The organism is Nocardioides sp. L-11A (assembly GCA_029961745.1).
Classification (GTDB): domain Bacteria; phylum Actinomycetota; class Actinomycetes; order Propionibacteriales; family Nocardioidaceae; genus Nocardioides.
The window spans coordinates 5384856-5405116 of record CP124680.1; the positions used below are offsets into that span (position 1 = coordinate 5384856).

The window sequence follows — 20261 nt, forward strand, 5'->3', positions numbered from 1 at the left end:
TCTCAACACCTGCTGGCGCTGTGCCGAAGCCGGCCGACCGCAGTGCACCTCGGCGGTAGGCCGAGGTGGGAATCTCAACGTCGACCACCCCGCCGTCGAGGTGCAGGCATCGATCGTGCACCTCGGCGGTAGGCCGAGGTGGGAATCTCAACCTGCCCGCCAGGTCCCCGGCCGCGGTGACCGTGGCGGTGCACCTCGGCGGTAGGCCGAGGTGGGAATCTCAACTCGTCGCCCTCGGTCTCGATCTCGAACCAGACCGGTGCACCTCGGCGGTAGGCCGAGGTGGGAATCTCAACTCCTTCGTGGTGGGTGCGGTGCGGTAGCGGTCGGGGCGTGCACCTCGGCGGTAGGCCGAGGTGGGAATCTCAACCTCTGGTTGGCGTTGAGCACGACGTCGCGCGCCTTGGTGCACCTCGGCGGTAGGCCGAGGTGGGAATCTCAACTTCATCCAGCGGGCGATCGGGAAGGCTCTCCTGCGTGCACCTCGGCGGTAGGCCGAGGTGGGAATCTCAACATTCCCGTACGCCGGACTGCCGGCCCGACCTCGCCGTGTGCACCTCGGCGGTAGGCCGAGGTGGGAATCTCAACTTCGGCTACTGGGCGATCGAGGAGCACCACACCCGCGGGTGCACCTCGGCGGTAGGCCGAGGTGGGAATCTCAACTTCACCGTCACCACGACCTCGCTCGTGTCGCAGTCGTGCACCTCGGCGGTAGGCCGAGGTGGGAATCTCAACATCGCCACCGAGCGCAACGAGTTCGCCAAGTGCAAGAGTGCACCTCGGCGGTAGGCCGAGGTGGGAATCTCAACTCGCGAACCTGCGCGAGCGTGGTCGCGGTGTCGCTGCTGTGCACCTCGGCGGTAGGCCGACGTGGGAATCTCAACGAGTGGATCAACTCCGCCGGCGCGGTGATCTCGTGTGCACCTCGGCGGTAGGCCGAGGTGGGAATCTCAACTGGTGGTGACCCAACGCCACGACCAGGAGGAAGCACCGTGCACCTTGGCGGTAGGCCGAGGTGGGAATCTCAACGCCGCCGCCGCGGGAGCGTTCAAACTGGCGCAGGTGCACCTCGGCGGTAGGCCGAGGTGGGAATCTCAACTGGCCCGGGCGCGCGCTGGGCGGCGTACGCTCCCGGTGCACCTCGGCGGTAGGCCGAGGTGGGAATCTCAACATCGGCTGGTCGATGCGGGCCCGACGTAGGCGTCGTGCACCTCGGCGGTAGGCCGAGGTGGGAATCTCAACATCAAGCGGATCGCGCCGGGGAAGATCCAGAAGTCCTGTGCACCTCGGCGGTAGGCCGAGGTGGGAATCTCAACTTGGTCATGAGCAGGTTGTCCGGGGCGACGCTGGTGCACCGCGGTGGTAGGCCGAGGTGGGAATGTCCCGGCAGTCGGTCCCCGCGTCGTGCCCGACGAGATGGTCGGGAATCGCCGCATCAGCGACCCATCCGTCAGGTGCGCCGTACGGGGCCGATCGGCCATGCTGGGGAGGTGCCCCTGCTCGACTCCGCCCTCCCCCTCGCCGCGGCGCCCATGGCCGGCGGCCCCTCCACCCTCGGCCTCGCCACGGCGGTGAGCGAGGCGGGCGGATTCGCCTTCCTGCCGGGGGGCTATCTCTCCGCGGAGGCGTTCGCGGCCGACCTCACGGCCGCACGCGCCACTGGCCAGGCGTTCGGGGTCAACCTGTTCGTGCCCCAGGCGGGCGCGATCGCGCCCGACGCCTATCGCGCGTATGCCGCCGAGATCCGCGCGGAGGCCGATGCGCTGGGCGCGGACCTGGCGGCAGAGCCGCGGCACGACGACGACGCCTGGCGGGCGAAGGTCGACCTGCTCCTGGCCGAGCCGGTGCCGGTCGTCTCCCTGACCTTCGGCCTGCCCCGCCAGGGCGACATCGCGGCGCTGCGGACGGCGGGCTCGCGGGTGCTGGCGACGGTGACCACGCCCGACGAGGCACGCGCCGCCGAGGAGGCCGGCGTTGACGGGCTGGTCGTCCAGGGGCCGGCGGCGGGCGGCCACAGCGGCACCTTCGACCCGCACCGCCCGGTGCCCGCCGCCGCGAGCGCTGCCGACACCGCGGACGTCGTGCGGGCCGTGGCGGCGGTGACCCGACTGCCGCTCGTCGCCGCCGGCGGGGTCGACGGACCGGGCGCCGTACCCCTGCTGCTGGCTGCGGGCGCCGAGGCCGTCGCCGTCGGCACCCTCCTGCTCCGCGCCACCGAGGCGGGCACCAGCGCCACCCACCGCGACGCGCTCGCGGATCCCGGGTTCACGACGACCGTGGTCACCCACTGCTTCACCGGACGGCCCGCCCGGGCGCTACGCAACGGGTTCGTCGAGCGGCACCACGCCGCGGCGCCGTACGGCTATCCGGAGCTGCACCACCTCACCCGCGACCTGCGCCGCGCCGCCGCCCGCGCGGGCGACCCGCACCGGCTGCACCTGTGGGCCGGCACGGGTTGGCGCGGCGCGCAGGCGCGGCCGGCGGGCGAGATCGTGCGGGAGCTGGTCGCGGGTCTCTGAGCCGGGCGCTCAGCCGCCGGCCAGCACGACCCGGGTCCGCCGCAGGACCTCGTCGAGGACCCGACCGGCGGCGGCGACATCCGCCTCGTCGAGGCCCTTCCAGACCGGGGCGGTGGTCGCGGCGATCTCGTCCTGGACGGCGGCGACGAGCTCACGACCGCGGGGCGTGGGCCGACCGGCGGCGACCAGGCCGGCGGCCACGAGAGTGTCGACGAGGCCGGATGCATCGGCGAACCGCGCACGGTCGGCCACCGCCGCGGCGAGAGCCGCGTCGTCCGCGAGGTCGCCGTCGAGCGCCTGGGCGAGCCGGAGCGCGACCCACTGGGGCTCGGTCAGCCGTCCGTCGAGGATGCGGAGGAGCAGGGCGGACAACGACTTCTCCGTCTGGCCGATGAGCTGGGGTCCGAAGCGGACGGGCATGAGCACTCCTTGATTCGTTGGTACGACCAACAATACCGGATCATTGGCCCTACCAACATTCCGTAGACTGCGCGGGTGACCTCGCTGCAACGTGTCGCCGGCCGGCCGACCTGGGCGCTCGGCCGAGCCCATGCGCGCGCCCAGGGCCTGCTCGGCGAGGCGTTCGCGGCGGCGGGCGTGCGCGGCTACCACTACCGCCTGCTCGCCGCCCTCGCCGAGTACGGTCCGTGCAGCCAGGCCGACCTGGGCCGGGCGACGGGGATCGACCGGAGCGACGTGGTCGCCGTCCTCGACGATCTCGTCGCGTGGCGGATGGCGCGCCGCGACCCCGACCCGGCCGACCGGCGGCGCAATGTCGTGACTCTCACCCGCGCCGGCGAGCGCCGGCTCGTCGAGCTCGACCGCGTCCTCGACGACGTCCAGGAGGACGTGCTCGCACCGCTGACCGCAGCGGAGCGGCGCACGCTGCTGGCCCTGCTCGCCAAGCTCAGCTGAGCAGCCCCCGCACGTACGCCGCCTGCCCGGCGTGCTGTGCACAGTCGTCCACCACGCTGACCAGCCGGACCCCGAGGGTGACGGGCGGGTCCCAGCGGGTGTCGACGACCCGGTCGAGGTCGCCGGGCTCCACGGCGCCGACGAAGGCCAGGGTCCGGGCGTGGGTGGCGCGGTAGTAGTCGAGCAGCAGGCCGGCGGGGGCGCGGACCAGGCCGACCTGCTCGGCCGTGTGGCCGTAGCCGATGTCGCCCGGGTCGAGCGGGAGCGCGAAGCGCTCGGCGTACCCCTCGTCACTCCAGACCTGGCCGGTCCCGGCGACGTCGGCGACGTGGTCGTCCTGCACCCGGGTCAGGTGCCAGACCAGCCAGGCGATCGGGTTGGCGTCCGGGCCCGGGCGCCGGAGGAGGAGCGCGTCGTCGGCGCCGTCGAGGACCGACTCGACGACGCCGAGGACGCGGGAGAAGGCGTCGGTCAGCAGATCGGCAGGAGTCATGCCACCGACGCTACGCCCCGGCGCCGACCCGCGACGTTCAGCTGATCAGCTCGTCGAGCCGGTTGTAGACGTCGGCCGAGCCCTGCACGACCCGGCTCTCGCGGCCGTCGATCGACACCGGGACCGGCCCCTGCACGGTGATCCGGCGGACCTCGCGCAGCTGGGTGTCGAAGTCGGCGACGGCGTAGTGCTGGGTCGCGCGGTTGTCCCAGATCGCGACGTCGCCCGCCTGCCAGGCCCAGCGCACGGTGTTCTCAAGCTTGGTCACGCGGTCCTGGAGCAGGTTGAACAGGGCGGCCGACTCCTTGGAGTTGAAGCCGACGAAGTTCTTCACGAAGTGGCCCAGGAGCAGCGCGCGCTCGCCGGTCTCCGGGTGGATCCGGACGACGGGGTGCTGGGTCTGGTAGACCGTCGAGGCGAACTCGGCGCGGCTGAACTGGGAGTTGGCCTCGCCCTCCTCGGTGTAGTGGTTGGCGTAGTCGTAGTCGTTGGTGTGCACCGCCCACAGGTCGTCGACGAGGGCCTTGAGCTGCGGCGGGAGCGACGCGTACGCCGTGACCGTGTTGGCCCAGACGGTGCTGCCGCCGTACTTCGGGATGGTCACGCCGCGCAGGATCGAGAACGCCGGCACCCGGTCGACGAAGGTGACGTCGGTGTGCCAGGAGTTCGCGGCCATGCCCTTGGTGGCCTTGAGGGCGAGCACGCGCGCGCTGCCGGTGTTGACGGTCGGGTGGGCGGTGGTGAGCGGGCCGAGCAGCTCACCGAAGGCGATCTGCGCGTCGTCGCCGAGGTGGTCCTGGCCGCGGAAGAAGACGACCTTGTGCTCGTTGAGCGCCGCCCGGATGTCGGTCACGGTCTCCGGTGCGAGGTCGCCACCGAGTCGGACACCGTCGATGCGAGCGCCGATCCGGCTGCCGAGCCTGCTCACCGTGATCGTCCCGGGGGCAGCGGCGGTCTCGCGGTCGAGGCTGATGGTCATGAGTGGGCCCTTCGGTGACGGGGAATCGGACGAGGCCCAACGGTGCGGAGGAATCCCGGGTCGGACAAGGCTTCCGCTCACCGTGATCCGAACCCGCCCGGATCGCGGGATCGGTTTGCGCCGTGCCCTCCGGCATGATCTACAGTTTGTCGAGTAGGTTGATAGACAAACCATTCGACACGACCCGGACGAGGAGGCACGGCATGACACGCTCACCGATCATCACCGTGTCCCGCGGCCGGTTCAGCCCCACCGCGGCCCAGGTGCTGGAGCAGGTCCGCGCCGTGGGCCGGGCCTCGCGCGACGAGGTCGCCGCCGCGACCGGGTTGAGCATCGCGACCGTCGGCCGCGCGGCCACGCTGCTGGTCGAGCGCGGCCTGCTCCGCGAGCGGCCCGACCGCGCCCGGGCCGGCGTCACCGGGCGCCCCGGCGTCCCCGTCGAGATCGACCCCGACCGCTACGTCACCATCGGCGTCCACATCGGCCGGCGGATCGCGACGGTCGCCCTCGGCGACCTCACCGGCCGGGTCCTCGCCGCGCAGACGGTACGCCGCCCGCTCGGAGACGAGCCCGATCTCGAGCAGCTCAGCCGAGCGGCCGCGACGCTGCTCGGCTCCCACCCGGGGCGGGTCCCGGTGGCCGCGGGCCTGGTCGCTCCGTGGCGGGAGATCGCACTGGTGCCGACCGAGCGCGAGGCCGAGCTGCACGAGCTGACCGGCCTCCCGGTCCGCACCGGCGACCACATCTCCGCGGTCGCGGCGGCCGAGTTCCTGCACCGCCGACACGGCCGTCACGACACCACCAGCCCCGATCCCGCCGGCCTCACGCTCTACCTCTACGCGCGCGACACCTTCGGCTGGTCGGTGGCCGTGGACCGCGGCGTGCAGACCGACGTCACCCGGTCGGCCGGCCTGGCCCACTTCCCCACCGGCTCAGGGATCGCCTGCCCCTGTGGGCGCACCGGGTGCCTCGCCGCGACCGTCGAGGCCGGGTCCGCCGCCGAGCGCGCCCGGATCCTCGGTACGACGGCCGGGGCGGTGCGCGACATGCTCTCCCCCGACCGGGTCGTACTGGTCGGCCAGGCCTTCACCGGCGACCCGGGCCTGCTCGACGCGATCGTCGCCGCGTACGACGCGCACAGCGCGCTCGACCACCCGGTCCCGGTGTCGTTCACCCGCTTCGGCAGCGACATCCAGGCGATCAGCGCCTGCACGGTCGCCCTCGGTCCGGTCCTCGACGACCCCCTCGGGTGCGTCGAGGCGGACGGCGGGTGTCGACGCCCGCTCGGCGCCTGACCACCCTCCTCCCGCACCCCCGCACCTCCCGCACCCTGCGAAAGGAACACCCGTGTCCACTTCTGCCCCTGCGCACCCGCGCCGACGCTCCCGCCGACGCCCGAGCCGCCTGGTCGCGACCGCGATCGCGCTGCTCACGCTCGTGGCGGCCACTGCGTGCTCCTCCGCCGTGGACGAGCTGAAGGCCAGCTCCGGCGAGCGCCAGGAGGGCGGCACGCTGCGCGTCGGCGCCCTCAACGACATCATCCCGGCGCGCATCTTCACGAACTCCAGCGACGCCATCAACCTGCTGATCGGCAGCGTCTACGACTCGCTCATCGACTATCCGCTCGACGAGCTCGAGCCGCAGCCGTCGCTGGCGACGTCGTGGGAGCAGTCGGCGGACGGCACCCGGCTGACCCTGCAGCTGCGCGACGACGTCACCTTCCATTCCGGCCGCCCCTTCACCAGCAAGGACGTCGAGTTCTCCATCAAGACCTGGGCCGACCCGGTCTGGACGGTGCAGCTGCAGCGCACCGCGGCGGCGATCACCGGCTTCGACACCAGCGACGAGCACGCGATCACGCTGACCTTCGCACACCCCCTGAGCAACGTCTTCGACCTGCTCGACATGCTGCCGATCATCGACGCCGAGTCGATCGACCAGCTCCGCGAGGGCAAGGCGTTCGTCGGGACCGGCCCGTTCGAGTTCGCGAGCTGGAGCCCCGGCGCCAAGATCAGCTTCACCCGCAACGACGACTACTGGCGCGGCAGGCCCGCCCTCGACGGCATCGACGTCAGCGTCATCCCGGACCCGCAGGCCCAGGTCTCCCAGCTCCGCGCCCACCAGCTCGACCTGATCCTCGGCGCGTCGTACCGCGACTTCGAGAGCCTCGGCAAGGACGAGGCGTTCCGCGTCAACCAGTGGAACGGCGCCGAGGGTCAGGTGTACGTCGGCACCAATGTGACGAACCCGGCGCTCTCCGACGTGCGGGTCCGCCAGGCCATCGCCTACGCCCTGGACCGCAGGCGGGTGGTCGACGAGGTCTACCGCGGCGCCGCCATCCCGATCAGCCTGCCCTGGCCGGACTACTCGCCCGCCTACGACGCGGACGCCAACGCGACCTACGACTTCGACCTCGACAAGGCGAAGGCCCTGGTCGAGGAGGCGAAGGCCGACGGCGTGACGATCCCGAAGCTCCCCCTGACCTATCCGTCGGAGAACCCGGCCTACGGCGCCATCGCGCAGATCGTCCAGGCGGACCTGGCGAAGGCCGGTATCGAGGTGGAGCTGGACCCGCAGGAGCAGGCACAGGTGATCCAGCAGCTGATCGGCGCGAAGTTCGAGGGCCTGTGGATCCTCAACCACGCCTACGCGCACTACACACCCTCGACATTGGCCGTGTCGGCGTACCCGTTCAACGCCGACCACAACGCCTCGCTCTACGTCGACGCGGACTACAAGGCGATCGCCGACGAGGTGTGGAACCAGCCGGCCGTTCAGGGGGGAGGCGACGTCGACCCGGCCGACTACGCCGCCCTCAACGAGGCGCTGCTGAAGGGCTCCTTCCTGCTGGAGATCGCGATCACGCTGCCCCAGGACGCCAGCAGCACCCAGGTCCACGACATCGGCCAGACCAAGCGGGGCGAGCCGCTGTTCTACGACACCTACCTGACGAAGTGAGCCGGCGATGATCCGCTACCTCCTCCACCGGCTGGGCTCGGCCCTGCTGGTGACGGTGCTCGCGTCGATCGGGATCTTCGCCCTGATCCGGCTGGTGCCCGGCGACCCGGTCTCGGTGCTCGCCGGGCCGGACGCCACGCCCGCGTCCCGCGCGGCCATCCGCGCGGAGCTCGGGCTGGACCAGCCGTTCTGGAGCCAGTACCTGCACTGGCTCGGCGATCTCGCCCGGCTGGACCTCGGGCCGTCGTACAAGCTCGGGGGCGACGTGGGCAGCCTGATCGCCGACGGCGCGCTCAACACCGTGGTGCTGACGCTGTTCGCGCTGGTGCTGGCCTCGGCCGGCGCGCTGGCGGCCAGCACCGCCGCGGTCGTGTGGGACCGGCGCTGGCTCAACTCGCTGCTCTCGGCGCTCAACACGGCCGCGGTGGCGGTGCCCACGTTCGCGACGGCACTGGTGCTGGTGCTGGTGTTCGCGGTGCGCTTCCCCGTCCTGCCGGCCGGAGGTACGCCGCCGGGCGGGTTCTTCGCCCACCCCGACATCGCCTTCCAGTACCTCATCCTGCCGGGCCTGGCCCTCGCCCTCCCGGCCTGGGCGGCGCTGACCCGCTTCCTCACCGAGGCGCTGCGCACCCAGCTGCGACAGCCCTATGTCACCACCGCACGGGCGCTGGGCATCCCACGGCGCCGGATCGTGCTCACCCAGGCGCTGCGCAACGCGCTGCCGTCGTCGATCACGGTGCTGGGCATCCAGTTCGGCACCCTGCTCGGCGGCGCGATCCTGGTCGAGGCGGTGTTCGCCTGGCCCGGACTGGGCCGGCTCATCGAGCAGGGCATCTCGTCGCGCGACTACCCCGTCGTGCAGGTCCTACTGCTGCTCTCGGTCGTGGTGTTCGTGCTGACCCAGCTCGCCAGCGACCTGATCCACGCGTGGCTGGACCCGCGCGTGCGCCTGACCACCGGCACGAACGGAGCCTCGTGATGTCCGCATCCGTCGACGTCTCCCTGGAGGAGCCGCTCTCCCCGGTGCCGGTCGGCCCGGTCCCCGGCGATCCCGCCCCCGCGCGGCGCCACGGGCTGCTGTCCGCCCTGCTCCGCGGGCGCGGCCTGGCCGGGCTCGTGCTGGTCGGCGCGGTGGTGCTGCTGGGCGTGCTCGGGCCGCTGGTCGCGCCGTACGGTCCGACCGAGCAGGTCCCGGGCGCCAACCTGCTGGGTCCGAGCGCCGGGTACTGGCTCGGCACCGATGAGCTCAACCGCGACATCCTCTCCCGGACGCTCTACGGCATCCGGGCCGACCTGGTCGTCGTCTTCGCGGCGGTGCCGATCGGCGCCGTGCTCGGGGTGCTGCTCGGCCTGGTCACCAGCTGGTGGTCGGTCACCGACGTCGTCGCGCAGCGGGCCTTCGACCTGCTGCTCGCCTTCCCCGCCCTCATCCTCGGCATCCTGCTGACGGCCTTCTTCGGCCCCGGCCTGCTCACCGTCGGGATCGTCATCGTGGCGCTGGAGATCCCCGTCTTCGGGCGGCTGGTGCGCACCGCGGTCCGCACGGTGCGCGAGATGCCGTTCGTCGAGGCCTCCCAGGTCGTCGGCGCCGGGCCGCTGTGGGTGTTGCGCAAGCACGTGCTGCCCAACGCGCTGGAGCCGCTGACCGTCCAGCTCGCCGTGTCGATGTCGGTCGCGGTGTTCATCGAGGGCGCGATGAGCTTCCTCGGCCTCGGCGTCCGCCCGCCGCATCCGTCGCTCGGCTCGCTCATCAAGGACGGCGTCCGGCTGCTGCACGACGCCCCCTTCTTCGCCGTGGGCCCGCTGGCCGTCGTGGTCGCGCTGGTCCTCGGCCTCCTCCTCATCTCCCAGTCGCTCTCGGAGGCCCGCCGTGCTTGATCTCCACTCCACCGAGGCCGTGCTCGCCGTCGAGCACCTCGCCATCTCCTTCGCCCAGCCGCGCCCCGCCGTCGAGGACGTGTCGGTGACCCTGCGCCGGAGCGAGATCCTCGCCCTGGTGGGCGAGTCCGGCTCCGGCAAGTCGATGACCGCGCGCGCCGTCCTCGGCCTGCTGCCACCGGGCGCGCGGGCCACCGGGTCGATCCGGTACGACGGCGCGGAGATCCTCGGCCTTCCCGAGGCCGAGCTCAACCGGATCCGGGGGAGGCGGATCGCGATGGTCTTCCAGGAGCCGCAGACCGCCCTCAACCCGGTCCGCACCATCGGCTGGCAGCTGCGCGAGGCGCTGCGGGCCCACGGCAGGATCTCGCGGAAGGCCGCGACGGAGCGGGCGGTCGAGCTGCTGCGCGCGGTCGAGATCCCGGAGCCGGAGCGGCGCCTGGGGTCGTACCCGCACCAGCTCTCCGGAGGTCAGAAGCAGCGGGTCGTCCTCGCGCTCGCCCTCGCCAACGAGCCCGACGTACTGCTCGCCGACGAGCCGACCACAGCGCTCGACGTCACCGTCCAGGCCGAGATCCTGCGGCTGCTCGACCGGATCCGCGAGCGCACCGGGACCGCGATCGTGCTGATCACGCACAACATGGGCGTCGTCGCGGAGATCGCCGACCGGGTCGTGGTCCTGCAGGCGGGGAACGTCGTCGAGGAGGGCGAGACCCGCGCGCTCTTCGCCGAGCCGCGCGAGCCGTACACGCGGACGCTGCTCGCCTCGGTGCTGCGGCTGCCCGAGCTCGACGGAGAGATCGAGCCGCCCGTCGCCGAGGACGCGGCGGGGCCGTCGGGGCCGTCGGGGCCGTCGGGGCCGCCGGGGCCGCCGGGGCCGCCGGGGCCGCCGGGGCCGCCGGGGCCGCCGGCCGTGCCGGCCGTGGAGTTCCGCGGTGTCCACGTGCACTACGGGTCCAGCCGCCGCGGCCGCGCCTTCCCCGCGATCGCGGACGTCTCCCTCGCGGTCGCACCCGGCGAGGTGGTCGGGCTGGTCGGCGAGTCCGGTTCGGGCAAGACCACCTTGGGCCGCCTGGCCGCGGGCCTGGTCCCGCTCGCCGGCGGCCAGGTGCTGCTGCGCGGGGAGGACGTGCTGGCCGCGCCCCGCGCGCAGCGGCGCCACCTGCGCCGGGGCCTGGCGTTCGTGCACCAGGACCCCGAGGCCTCGCTCGACCCGCGCTACGCCGTCGGGGCGAGCATCCGCGAGCCGCTGGACATCCACCGGGTCGGCACGCCCGCCGAGCGGGACGCCCGGGTCGCCGAGCTGCTCGAGGCGGTCCAGCTGCCGGCGTCGTACGCCGTCCGGCGGCCGCGCGAGCTGTCCGGCGGTCAGCGGCAGCGGATCGCGCTGGCCCGTGCCCTGGCGCTGGAGCCGGCGCTACTGGTGGCCGACGAGCCGACCAGTGCGCTCGACGTGTCGGTGCAGGCACGGGTGCTCGCGCTGTTCCGCGACCTGCAGGAACGGCTCGGGTTCGCCTGCCTGTTCATCAGCCACGACCTCGCCGTCGTGCACCAGGTGGCCGACCGGGTGGCGGTGCTGCGCGCCGGACAGCTGGTCGAGGCAGGCCCGGTCGGCGCCGTCTTCGCCCGGCCCACGGCCGACTACACGCGGCGTCTGCTCGACGCCGTGCCGGTGCCCGATCCGGCGCGCCGCGGCCGCCGGGTGCGCGAGCTGGCGTCGTGAGCGGGACGTGCTGCGCGGGTGGTGGCGGATTCACCACGGGATGTAGCCCGACAGGCACTTCCCTGGTGGAACTCCGCACGGGAAGCTCCGATTCGCCTACATCCCGTGGTGAATCCGCACCCCAATCCGCACCCCAACGCGACACCCGCGGCCAGCGGCCCGTCCCCGGCGGCACCTTCGCGATGGGCGACCCCTTCGGCGACGGCGACCCGGCGGACGGCGAGGGACCGGTGCACGAGGTCACCCTGGCGCCGTACCTCGTCGACGAGACGGCGGTGACCAACGCCGCCTTCGCGCGCTTCGTCAAGACGTCCGGGTACGTCACCGAGGCCGAGCGGCTCGGCGTCTCCGCGGTCTTCCACCTCGCGGTCGAGGCGGCCCGCGGCGACGTGCTGCACCGCCTCGACACGACGCCGTGGTGGGTCGCGGTCCAGGGCGCCGACTGGCGGCACCCGGCGGGCCCGCGCTCCTCGATCGGCGACCTGCCGCACCATCCGGTGGTGCACGTGACGTGGAACGACGCCCAGGCCTACTGCCGGTGGGCGGGCAAGCGGCTGCTGACCGAGGCGGAGTGGGAGTACGCCGCCCGCGGCGGTCTCGCCGGCCGCCGCTTCCCGTGGGGCGACGAGCTCCACGACGGCGGCGCCTGGCGGCTCAACGTGTGGCAGGGGGACTTCCCCGTGACCAACACGCTCGACGACGGCCACCTCACCACGGCGCCCGTGAAGTCCTACCGCCCCAACGGGTACGGGCTCTTCCAGACCGTCGGCAACGTCTGGGAGTGGTGCGCCGACTGGTTCGACCCGACGTCCTACGCGACCTCCCCCACGGACCGTCCGGCCACCGACCCCCGCGGCCCGGACCACGGCACCCACCGCGTCATGCGCGGCGGCTCGTACCTGTGCCACGACTCCTACTGCAACCGCTACCGCGTCGCCGCCCGCAGCGGCAACACCCCCGACTCGGCCTCGGCCAATGTCGGCTTCCGGTGCGGCAACTCCCTCCCCCTCCACGACCTCACCGACAGGACGGACGACCGATGACCGACCGCACCCACCTGCCCTTCCACCGCGACCGCGCGCCCTTCGAGGCCGAGCTGGACGCCCGCGACCAGGTCGCGCCGCTGCCGCTGCGCGAGCGCCTGCACGCCCCCGAGGGCGCGCCGAACGTGCTCGTCGTCCTGCTCGACGACATGGGCTTCGGCGCGCCCTCGGTCTTCGGCGGCCCGTGCCGTACGCCGGTCGCGGAGGAGCTCGCCGAGGACGGCCTGCGCTACACCCGGTTCCACACGACCGCACTGTGCTCCCCCACCCGCGCGGCGCTGATGACCGGCCGCAACCACCATGCCGTCGGCGTCGGCACGGTCATGGAGATCTCCACCGGCGCCCCCGGGTACGACGGCCAGCGGCCCCGGTCCGCCGGCACCCTGGCACAGATCCTGCGCGGGAACGGCTACAGCACCGGCGCCTTCGGGAAGTGGCACCAGACCCCGCCGTGGGAGCAGACCGCCGCCGGGCCGTTCGACCGCTGGCCGACCGGCGAGGGCTTCGACAGCTTCTACGGCTTCCTCGGCGGTGAGGCCAGCCAGTTCGAGCCGACCCTCGTCGACGGCACCACCTTCGTCGACCCGCCGCGCACCGCCGCCGAGGGCTACCACCTCTCCGAGGACCTGGCCGACCGCGCGATCGCCTGGACCGGCGACGTGCGCCGCCACGCGCCGGACAAGCCGTGGTTCTGCTACCTGGCGTTCGGCGCGACCCATGCGCCCTTCCAGGTTCCGGAGTCGTGGCGGGACCGGTACCGCGGGGAGTTCGCGCACGGCTGGGACCGCCAGCGCGAGATCACCCTCGAGCGGCAGAAGCGGCTGGGCGTCGTACCGGAGGACGCGGAGCTGGCGCCGTGGACCCCCGGCGTCCCGCACTGGGACGAGATCTCCGACCTCGAGCGCGAGACCGGTCAGCACCTGATGGAGCTGTACGCCGCCTTCGCCGAGCACACCGACGCCCAGGTGGGCCGGGTGATCGCGGCGCTGCGCGAGCGCGGCGAGCTCGACAACACGATCGTTCTCTACATCCTCGGCGACAACGGGGCATCGGCCGAGGGCGGCGACGCCGGCACGCTCAACGAGGGCCTGCACTTCAACGGCATCGAGGAGGACCCGGAGCGGATCGCGCGGTTCCTCGCGGAGCGGCCGGGCGAGCTCGGCGGGCCGGACACCTACCCGCACTACCCCGCGGGCTGGGCGGTCGCGATGGATACGCCGTACCAGTGGACCAAGCAGGTGGCCTCCCACTACGGCGGCACGCGCAACGGGCTGGTCGTGCACTGGCCCGCGGGCATCCGGGCGCGCGGCGAGGTGCGACACCAGTGGCATCACGTCAACGACGTCCTGCCGACGCTCCTCGACGTGGCAGGCGTCCCCCTCCCCGAGACGATCGACGGGGTCGAGCAGGCGCCGCTCGACGGCGTCTCGTTCGCCTACTCCTTCGACCAGCCGCAGGCCGCGGAGCGGCACACCACGCAGTACTTCGAGATGTTCGGCAACCGCGGGATCTACCACGAGGGCTGGACCGCGGTCGCCGCCCACAAGGCGCCGTGGCACCCGCGGTTCGCGGAGACGCCGCGCTTCGAGGACGACCGCTGGGAGCTCTACGACACCACCACCGACTGGACCCAGGCCCGTGACCTGGCCGCGGTCGAGCCGGAGCGGCTGGCCGCCCTGCAGGAGCTCTTCCTCGCCGAGGCGCGGCGCAACCACGTGCTCCCGATGGACGACAAGCTGGTGTTCGCGCGCGCCGCCGGGAGCCGACCCGCTCCCCCGGCCTCGATCGTGCTCGGGCCGACGTCGGGACGGCTCCGCGACGACGCCGTACCGATCGTCCGCAACGCCTCCCACCTGGTCCGGACGGTCTTCTCGGGCGGTCCGGGCGCACGCGGCGTGATCGTCGCGCAGGGTGGCTACTTCGGCGGCTGGTCGCTCTACGTCAAGGACGGCGTGCTCACCTGGGCCTACAGCTACGCGGCCGTCGACTGGACCCACGTCCGCTCGTCGGTGACCCTCACCGAGGGCGAGCACGTCGCCGAGCTCCGGTTCGGGTACGACGGCGGCGGGCTCGGCCGGGGTGCGGACATCGTCCTCGTGCTCGACGGCACCGAGGTCGGCCACGGCCGGCTGGAGCGCTCCCTGCCCGGCATGTTCTCGATGGACCAGACCCTGGACGTCGGGATCGACCGCGGTACCCCGGTCACCGACGACTACGGCACCCGCGACGGCTACCGCTTCACCGGCCGGATCGAGCGGGTCGAGATCGTCACCGGCGACGACGCGCTGGCGCCGCCGATCGAGCAGCAGGTGGAGGCGGCGCTGATCAGCCAGTGATGTCGAGGCGCTCGACCTGCTGGCCGGTCACCTCGGCGATCAGCTCGAAGTCCTTGTCGACGTGGAGGACGACGAGCCCGGACATCTCCGCGGCCGCGGCGATCAGCAGGTCGGGCACCGACGGCGCCCGGTGCTGGCCGCGCTTGGCCAGAACGCCCTGCACCTCGAGTGCTCGTCGCTCCATCGTCGGCGTGAGGTACTCGACCGGGAACCACGAGATGGGTGGCACCGAGAAATCGTCGGTGCCTCCGGGGCCGACCGGGACTACGATCACGAGATGCCCGAGCCGCACGTCCTCCTCGCCTTCGCGCTGACCTCGCTGATCCTGATCGCGATCCCCGGGCCGAGCGTGCTCTTCGTGATCGGCCAGTCGCTGTCCGTGGGCCGCCGGGGCGGACTGTGGAGCGTGCTCGGCAACGAACTGGGCTCCCTGGTGCCGATCGCCGCGGTCGCCTTCGGCGTCGGCTCGGTCGTGGCCCGGTCGATCGCCCTGTTCACCGTCGTCAAGGTGCTCGGCGCGGCCTACCTCGGCTATCTGGGGGTCCAGGCGATCCGCCACCGCCGCAGCGGCCTGGACGACCCCGTCGACACCCACGTACGGCAGGTGTCGTCGCGGACCGTGCTGCGCCAGGGCTTCATCGTCGGCGCGACGAACCCGAAGACGATCGTGTTCTTCGTCGCGGCGCTGCCGCAGTTCGTCGACCTCCGCGCGGGCCACGTGCCGCTGCAGATGATGGTCCTCGGCCTGGTGTTCACCCTCATCGCGTTCGCCTGCGACGGCGCCTGGGCGGTGGCCGCCGGGTCGGCCCGTGAGTGGTTCGCCCGCTCGCCCCGACGACTCTCGGCGATCCAGGCGACCGGCGGGACGATGATGATCGGGCTCGGCGGCACCCTGCTGCTCGCCGAGAGCAAGACCTGACCCGTCCGCGGCCCTACTCGCGGCGCTGGAACAGCCGCACCACCACGCGCAGGGCGAGGGTGACGCCGCAGAACCCGAGCGTCAGGCCGAGCAGGGCGAAGAGCGAGAGCCGGTCGGTGAGCTGCGGTCCGCCGTCGATCCCGCCCAGGACGACGGCCAGGATGCAGGCGGTGATGCCGAAGGCGGCGGCCAGGCCGTTGTTGACCTGGTCGCGCAGCCACGCGCGGTCCTCGGCGTCGCCGAAGGCGCGGGTGCGGACGGTGAAGGTGCCGTCGCCGAGGGCGCTGGTGAGGTGCTCGACCCGCTCGGGCAGGCGCCGGGCGATGGCGGCCACGACGCCGGCCTGGCTGATCGCCTGCGCCGCGACCCGCTTCGGCTCGGCGAGCCGCTTCAGCAGCGAGGGCAGCTGGGCGCGGGCCGACCGGAGCAGGCTGCTGCCGGGGTCGAGCAGGGTCACCGCGGCCTCGACCGAGGTCAGCGTGCGGAAGGCCGCGGCGACATCGCCCGGGACGCCGATGCCGTGGCGCCGAAGCACGGCGAAGATCCGGGTGAAGGTGTCGCCGCCGATGGTGGTCCGCAGCTGGAGTGCCGCGATCTCCCGGCCCAGCTCGCGCCGCAGCAGCGGCACGTCGAGGTGGTCGGGTACGTCGAACGCCAGGGTCAGCGCGTCGACGGCGGAGACCGCGTCGTCGCTGAGGATCGCGAACAGCAGCAGGGCCAGCAGCTGCCGGGTCTCGCTGTCGAGGATCCCGACGGCGCCGAAGTCGAGCAGGCCGATCCGCCCGTCGTCGAGCACGAGGATGTTGCCGGGGTGCAGGTCGGCGTGGAAGACGCCCGCCACGAAGACCGTGTCGAGCAGGGCGCCGATGAGCGTGTCGGCGAGCTCGACGCGCCGGGCCGGGTCGAGGCCGACGACGGCCTCCTCCCCGGCGGACAGGGGTACGCCGTGGAGCCGGTCCATCACGAGTACCCGGCGCGTGCTCAGCGCCAGGTCCACCGCCGGCACCACGATGTCCGTCCGCTCCCGCAGCGCAGCCGCGCCGGAGGCCGTGTTGCCGGCCTCGATCCGGTAGTCCAGCTCCTCGCGCAACGACTGGGCCAGACCCTCGGCCAGCCGGGACACCGCCATGTCCCGCGCCCAGGGCCAGCGCTGCTCGGCCGTGCGGGCCAGCCGGACCAGGATGTCGGTGTCGACCTCGACCTGGCGGCGCGCCTTGCTGCGCTGCACCTTGACCACGACGTCGCGACCGTCGTGGGTGGTCGCGGTGTGGACCTGGGCCACCGACGCCGCGGCGAGCGGGGCGGCGTCGAAGGTGGCGAAGAGGGCATCCGGCCGGTCGCCGAGGTCCGCCTCGATCGTGGCCGCCACGGCGTCGTACGGCTCCGGGTCGGCGTCGGACTGCAGGGTCGCGAGGGCACGGGTGGTCTCCGCGGGGAGGAGGTCGTCGCGGGTGGCGAGGATCTGGCCGAGCTTGACGAAGGTGACGCCCGACTTGTTGAACACCGAGGCGAGGGCGGGCCCGAAGGAGGCCGAGCCCGGGCCGCCGCGCAGCACGGCGCCGAGTCCGGAGCCGGTGGCGGCGCGGCCGATCTGGAGGTAGCGCCGGGTCCGGCGCAGCCAGGCACGGAACCGGCCGACGGCCTCGCGGGGGCCGGGAACGGTGCCCGACGGGAGGAGTGCCTCGAGCAGCATGACGACCGCCAGGGACGCTGCGAAGACCCACAGGCAGCTGACGAGGAGGAAGGCGACGGCCGTCCCCTCGGACGTGGTCAGCTCGCCGCTCTCGGTCCCGACGCCGGCGGCGACCGCCAGCCTGCCCGTCACCGGGATGCCGACCAGCAGCGCGGCCCAGCCCACGAGGAGCGTGCGCAGCCAGCCGACCCGGGCGCCGAGGATCCGGCGGATCACCGTCGCGAGGCCCGCGGCCAGGACGAGGCTCGTGACGACCGTGTAGACCCAGACGACCGCTCCCACGGGCACCACCGTAGGGGACGCCGGGCCGGATCCCGGGCCGGTCAGTGGTGGTTCAGGGGACGGCCAGGGAACCGTCAGGGGGCGGTCAGGGCGATCACCGGGGCGACGAAGCGCTCGACCAGCCGCCGCTCCTCGGCCGCGTCGCCGCCGGGCACGGTCAGCAGCGAGACGATCACCCGCACCAGCCAGCGGGCGGCGTCCGGGTCGTCGGTGACGGTGAGGCCGAGGGCCTCGATCACCTCGGAGCCCTGGGCGAGGTCGGCCGTGCGGCCGGCGTCGGTCTCCCGGAACCAGGCGGCCAGCGTCGGCGCCGCGCGGACGTGACGCAGCGCCGAGAGGACGGCCGTCGTCACCAGGTCGTCCGCGGCGCCGGTCGGATCGCCGAGATCGGCGAGGACGAGCGCCCCGACCCGGATCGCCTCCCGCTGCACGAACGCCAGCTGCAGCGCGGGACGGTCGGGGAAGTAGCGGTAGAGCGTGGCCCGCGAGCAGCCGGCCGCGACGGCGATCTCGCCCATCGCCACCCCGTCCACCCCCCGCTCGGCGAAGAGGGCTCCGGCCGCGTCGAGGATCCGCTCGACGGCGGGCGCCCGGCGGTCGACCCAGGGCGTCGCGGACGGGGTCATGCCACGACCAGCGGGACCGAGAGCGGACGCCGGACGTAGGGCCCGGGCGCCCAGGTGACGGCGTCCTCGTCGACGCCGAAGTCGGGGATCCGCGCCAGCAGCTCCTCCAGCGCGACGGTGATCTGCAGCCGTGCGGCGGCCGCGCCCAGGCAGTGGTGGTGGCCCTGGCTGAAGCTGAGGATCTGGCTCGGCCGGCGACGTACGTCGAGGGCGTCGGCGTCGGGGCCGTACTTCCTCGGGTCGCGGTTGCCCGCGCCGTACAGCAGCAGGACCTTGCGACCCGCCGGGATCGTCGTGCCGTGCAGCTCGACGTCGCGGGTGGTGGTCCGCGCGAGGCCCTGCACCGGCGAGGTGAGCCGGAGGAACTCCTCGACGGCGTCGGGCACCAGCCCGGGGTCGCCCGCGAGCAGCGCCCGCTGGTCGGGGCGGGCGGCGAGCAGCTGGACCGCGCCGCCGAGCGCCCCGGTCGAGGTGTCGTTGCCGCCGGCCACCATGGTGAAGACGAACGCGAGGATCTCGAGCAGCTCGACGTCGGCCAGGACCAGCTGGGAGACCGTGTCCTCGCCGGGCTCGTGGCGCCGGCGCTCGACGAGCTCGGTGAAATAGCCCATCAGCTCCAGCGTCGCGTCCGCCGCGCCCGCCGCCGCGGTCTCGCCCTCACCGGCGACATTGGCCGCGACGATCGCGCCGCTCCAGTCGTCGAAGCGCGGCTGGTCGGCGGCCGGGACGCCGAGGTAGTGGCCGACGACCAGGCTGGGCAGCGGCTTGAACAGCTCAGCCACGATGTCGCCGCCGCCGGCCGCCCGGAGCGCGTCGAGCCGCTCGGCGGCGTACGCCCGCACCACGGGCTCGAGCTCACGCACCTGGCGGGGTGTGAACCCGCGCGCCACCAGCTTGCGGAAGGTGGTGTGCACGGGCGGGTCGGTCATCACGAACGGCGGGTTGTCGACGAGGCCGATCCGCTCCAGCTCGTCGTACTCGACGGTGAGGCCGTGGGCACTGGAGAAGGTCGCGACGTCGACCGCGGCCGCCAGCACGTCGGCGTGCCGGGACAGCACGTAGTGGTCGCGCTCCGGCCGCTCGTCGGGCACCACGTGGTGGACCGGGTCGTGGTCGCGCAACCAGGCGTACGACGCCCACGGGTCGCGCCAGGCGGTCCCGCCACCGGGCTGATAGCCATGGGACAGTTCAGTCGACATGCCCCAAGAATGAGACATGCCGGCTGATCTGTCTAGCGTCCGGGCTGATGTGATGACGGCGCAACTACCGGATGTGCTGTCCGCGAGCCGCGACCGCGACGAATCCGGTCGTTGCGCGGCACACCAGGACCGCGCCTCAGGCGAGGATCGCCTCCGGCACCGAGGCGCCCGGCGTACGGCGCTCGGCGTCGGTCAGCCAGGCGAGCTGCTCGAGACGCTCGATGATCGTGTGCAGCAGGTCCGCGGTGGTGGGGTCGGCGGCGTCGACGTCGTCGTGGACCCGGCGGGCCGTGCCCGTGACAGCGTAGATCGACGCGACGATCGCGTCGATGGCGGCGCCGGTCTCGACCTCGCCGCCCGGGAAGGCGGGCAGGCTGGACTGGGCGGCGGTGCGGGCGGAGGTGCCGTCCGGGACGACGTAGACCGCGCGCATCCGCTCGGCCACCTCGTCGGTGAAGGTGCGGGCGGCGTCGACGATCTCGTCGAGCTGGAGGTGGAGGTCGCGGAAGTTGGGCCCCACGATGTTCCAGTGCGCCTGCTTGCCCTGGAGGGCCAGGTCGTTGAGGTCGACCAGGACCTGCTGGAGGTGCGCGGCGAACGTCGCGTCGGCGCGGAAGGCCGGGTGCGAGACGTGCTGGGACGTGCGGTGGCGGGTCGCGGTGGTCGCCATGGATGATGCTCCCTTTCGCTTCGGTGTC

At 73.2% G+C, this 20261-nt stretch carries 18 protein-coding genes and 1 CRISPR repeat array (1 of these 19 only partly in view); of the genes, 10 read left to right on the forward strand and 8 right to left on the reverse strand.

Translation table 11 applies throughout. The features are described 5' to 3' along the window. Window positions 1-1386: direct repeats of the CRISPR family, unit length 37 nt; unit sequence GTGCACCTCGGCGGTAGGCCGAGGTGGGAATCTCAAC (it extends 1273 nt beyond the left edge of the window). 104 nt (window positions 1387-1490) lie between these two features. Continuing rightward, complete coding sequence (locus QJ852_25765; GenBank protein WGX96540.1) at window positions 1491-2519, forward strand: nitronate monooxygenase; 1029 nt, start codon at window positions 1491-1493, stop codon at window positions 2517-2519. A 9-nt stretch (window positions 2520-2528) separates the two neighbouring features. On the opposite strand, the gene QJ852_25770 is transcribed toward QJ852_25765, so the two are convergent. Continuing rightward, window positions 2529-2939, reverse strand: a complete 411-nt coding sequence (locus QJ852_25770) for a MarR family transcriptional regulator (GenBank protein WGX96541.1) — start codon at window positions 2937-2939, stop codon at window positions 2529-2531. Between the two features lie 75 nt (window positions 2940-3014). Between QJ852_25770 and QJ852_25775 the strand changes: the two genes are divergently transcribed. Further along, the gene (locus QJ852_25775) at window positions 3015-3434 is read left to right on the forward strand and encodes a MarR family winged helix-turn-helix transcriptional regulator (GenBank protein WGX96542.1); all 420 of its coding nucleotides are present in this window, start codon (window positions 3015-3017) and stop codon (window positions 3432-3434) included. Here the strand turns inward: QJ852_25775 and QJ852_25780 are convergent. After that, entirely contained in the window at window positions 3427-3927 is a 501-nt protein-coding gene (locus tag QJ852_25780; protein ID WGX96543.1) for a DUF664 domain-containing protein, read from the reverse strand. The two genes, QJ852_25775 and QJ852_25780, sit on opposite strands and share 8 nt — an antisense overlap. Window positions 3928-3964: 37 nt before the next feature. Then, a complete protein-coding gene (locus QJ852_25785) occupies window positions 3965-4906 on the reverse strand; it encodes a TauD/TfdA family dioxygenase (GenBank protein ID WGX96544.1) in 942 nt (313 codons plus the stop codon). 203 nt (window positions 4907-5109) lie between these two features. On the opposite strand from QJ852_25785, the gene QJ852_25790 reads away from it, so the two are divergent. From QJ852_25790 to QJ852_25820, 7 genes are all read left to right on the forward strand, one after another. Beyond that, a complete protein-coding gene (locus QJ852_25790; protein ID WGX96545.1) occupies window positions 5110-6201 on the forward strand; it encodes a hypothetical protein in 1092 nt (363 codons plus the stop codon). 52 nt (window positions 6202-6253) lie between these two features. Then, window positions 6254-7864 (forward strand): ABC transporter substrate-binding protein, encoded by a 1611-nt coding sequence (locus QJ852_25795; GenBank protein WGX96546.1) that lies wholly within the window; start codon window positions 6254-6256, stop codon window positions 7862-7864. Window positions 7865-7871: 7 nt separating this feature from the next. Further along, window positions 7872-8843 carry an ABC transporter permease gene (locus QJ852_25800; GenBank protein WGX96547.1) on the forward strand — a complete coding sequence of 324 codons (972 nt, stop codon included), beginning with the start codon at window positions 7872-7874 and terminating at the stop codon, window positions 8841-8843. Continuing rightward, window positions 8843-9742, forward strand: coding sequence for an ABC transporter permease (locus QJ852_25805; GenBank protein ID WGX96548.1), 900 nt, complete (start codon window positions 8843-8845; stop codon window positions 9740-9742). The genes QJ852_25800 and QJ852_25805 overlap by 1 nt, the downstream gene beginning before the upstream one ends. Next, window positions 9735-11465, forward strand: a complete 1731-nt coding sequence (locus QJ852_25810) for an ABC transporter ATP-binding protein (protein ID WGX96549.1) — start codon at window positions 9735-9737, stop codon at window positions 11463-11465. Before QJ852_25805 ends, QJ852_25810 begins: the two co-directional genes overlap by 8 nt. Window positions 11466-11530: 65 nt before the next feature. Beyond that, on the forward strand, window positions 11531-12508 hold the full coding sequence (locus tag QJ852_25815) for a formylglycine-generating enzyme family protein (GenBank protein WGX96550.1): 978 nt from the start codon (window positions 11531-11533) through the stop codon (window positions 12506-12508). After that, window positions 12505-14844 carry an arylsulfatase gene (locus tag QJ852_25820; GenBank protein WGX96551.1) on the forward strand — a complete coding sequence of 780 codons (2340 nt, stop codon included), beginning with the start codon at window positions 12505-12507 and terminating at the stop codon, window positions 14842-14844. Before QJ852_25815 ends, QJ852_25820 begins: the two co-directional genes overlap by 4 nt. On the opposite strand, the gene QJ852_25825 is transcribed toward QJ852_25820, so the two are convergent. After that, window positions 14834-15073 (reverse strand): hypothetical protein, encoded by a 240-nt coding sequence (locus QJ852_25825; protein WGX96552.1) that lies wholly within the window; start codon window positions 15071-15073, stop codon window positions 14834-14836. The genes QJ852_25820 and QJ852_25825 overlap by 11 nt on opposite strands. 48 nt (window positions 15074-15121) lie before the next feature. Here QJ852_25825 and QJ852_25830 point away from each other — a divergent pair, with 48 nt between their 5' ends. Continuing rightward, on the forward strand, window positions 15122-15763 hold the full coding sequence (locus QJ852_25830; GenBank protein ID WGX96553.1) for a LysE family translocator: 642 nt from the start codon (window positions 15122-15124) through the stop codon (window positions 15761-15763). Window positions 15764-15776: 13 nt separating this feature from the next. On the opposite strand, the gene QJ852_25835 is transcribed toward QJ852_25830, so the two are convergent. The 4 genes from QJ852_25835 to QJ852_25850 all read right to left on the reverse strand — a co-directional run bounded on the left by QJ852_25835 (window position 15777) and on the right by QJ852_25850 (window position 20233). Continuing rightward, window positions 15777-17738: an AarF/UbiB family protein gene (locus QJ852_25835; GenBank protein WGX96554.1), complete on the reverse strand. Its 1962-nt coding sequence runs from the start codon at window positions 17736-17738 to the stop codon at window positions 15777-15779. A gap of 74 nt (window positions 17739-17812) precedes the next feature. Next, window positions 17813-18364, reverse strand: a complete 552-nt coding sequence (locus tag QJ852_25840; GenBank protein WGX96555.1) for a helix-turn-helix domain-containing protein — start codon at window positions 18362-18364, stop codon at window positions 17813-17815. Then, window positions 18361-19563, reverse strand: a complete 1203-nt coding sequence (locus tag QJ852_25845; GenBank protein ID WGX96556.1) for a cytochrome P450 — start codon at window positions 19561-19563, stop codon at window positions 18361-18363. Before QJ852_25845 ends, QJ852_25840 begins: the two co-directional genes overlap by 4 nt. 136 nt (window positions 19564-19699) lie before the next feature. After that, window positions 19700-20233 carry a DNA starvation/stationary phase protection protein gene (locus tag QJ852_25850; protein WGX96557.1) on the reverse strand — a complete coding sequence of 178 codons (534 nt, stop codon included), beginning with the start codon at window positions 20231-20233 and terminating at the stop codon, window positions 19700-19702. Between the last annotated feature and the right edge of the window lie 28 nt (window positions 20234-20261).

Excerpts from the sequence above, each read along its gene's own strand:
- QJ852_25830 (WGX96553.1), top strand. The coding sequence starts at position 15,122 with ATGCCCGAGCCGCACGTCCTCCTCGCCTTCGCGCTGACCTCGCTGATC.
- QJ852_25785 (WGX96544.1), bottom strand. The coding sequence starts at position 4,906 with ATGACCATCAGCCTCGACCGCGAGACCGCCGCTGCCCCCGGGACGATC.
- QJ852_25850 (WGX96557.1), bottom strand. The coding sequence starts at position 20,233 with ATGGCGACCACCGCGACCCGCCACCGCACGTCCCAGCACGTCTCGCAC.
- QJ852_25790 (WGX96545.1), top strand. The coding sequence starts at position 5,110 with ATGACACGCTCACCGATCATCACCGTGTCCCGCGGCCGGTTCAGCCCC.
- QJ852_25845 (WGX96556.1), bottom strand. The coding sequence starts at position 19,563 with ATGTCGACTGAACTGTCCCATGGCTATCAGCCCGGTGGCGGGACCGCC.
- QJ852_25800 (WGX96547.1), top strand. The coding sequence starts at position 7,872 with ATGATCCGCTACCTCCTCCACCGGCTGGGCTCGGCCCTGCTGGTGACG.
- QJ852_25820 (WGX96551.1), top strand. The coding sequence starts at position 12,505 with ATGACCGACCGCACCCACCTGCCCTTCCACCGCGACCGCGCGCCCTTC.
- QJ852_25840 (WGX96555.1), bottom strand. The coding sequence starts at position 18,364 with ATGACCCCGTCCGCGACGCCCTGGGTCGACCGCCGGGCGCCCGCCGTC.
- QJ852_25805 (WGX96548.1), top strand. The coding sequence starts at position 8,843 with ATGTCCGCATCCGTCGACGTCTCCCTGGAGGAGCCGCTCTCCCCGGTG.
- QJ852_25770 (WGX96541.1), bottom strand. The coding sequence starts at position 2,939 with ATGCCCGTCCGCTTCGGACCCCAGCTCATCGGCCAGACGGAGAAGTCG.
- QJ852_25780 (WGX96543.1), bottom strand. The coding sequence starts at position 3,927 with ATGACTCCTGCCGATCTGCTGACCGACGCCTTCTCCCGCGTCCTCGGC.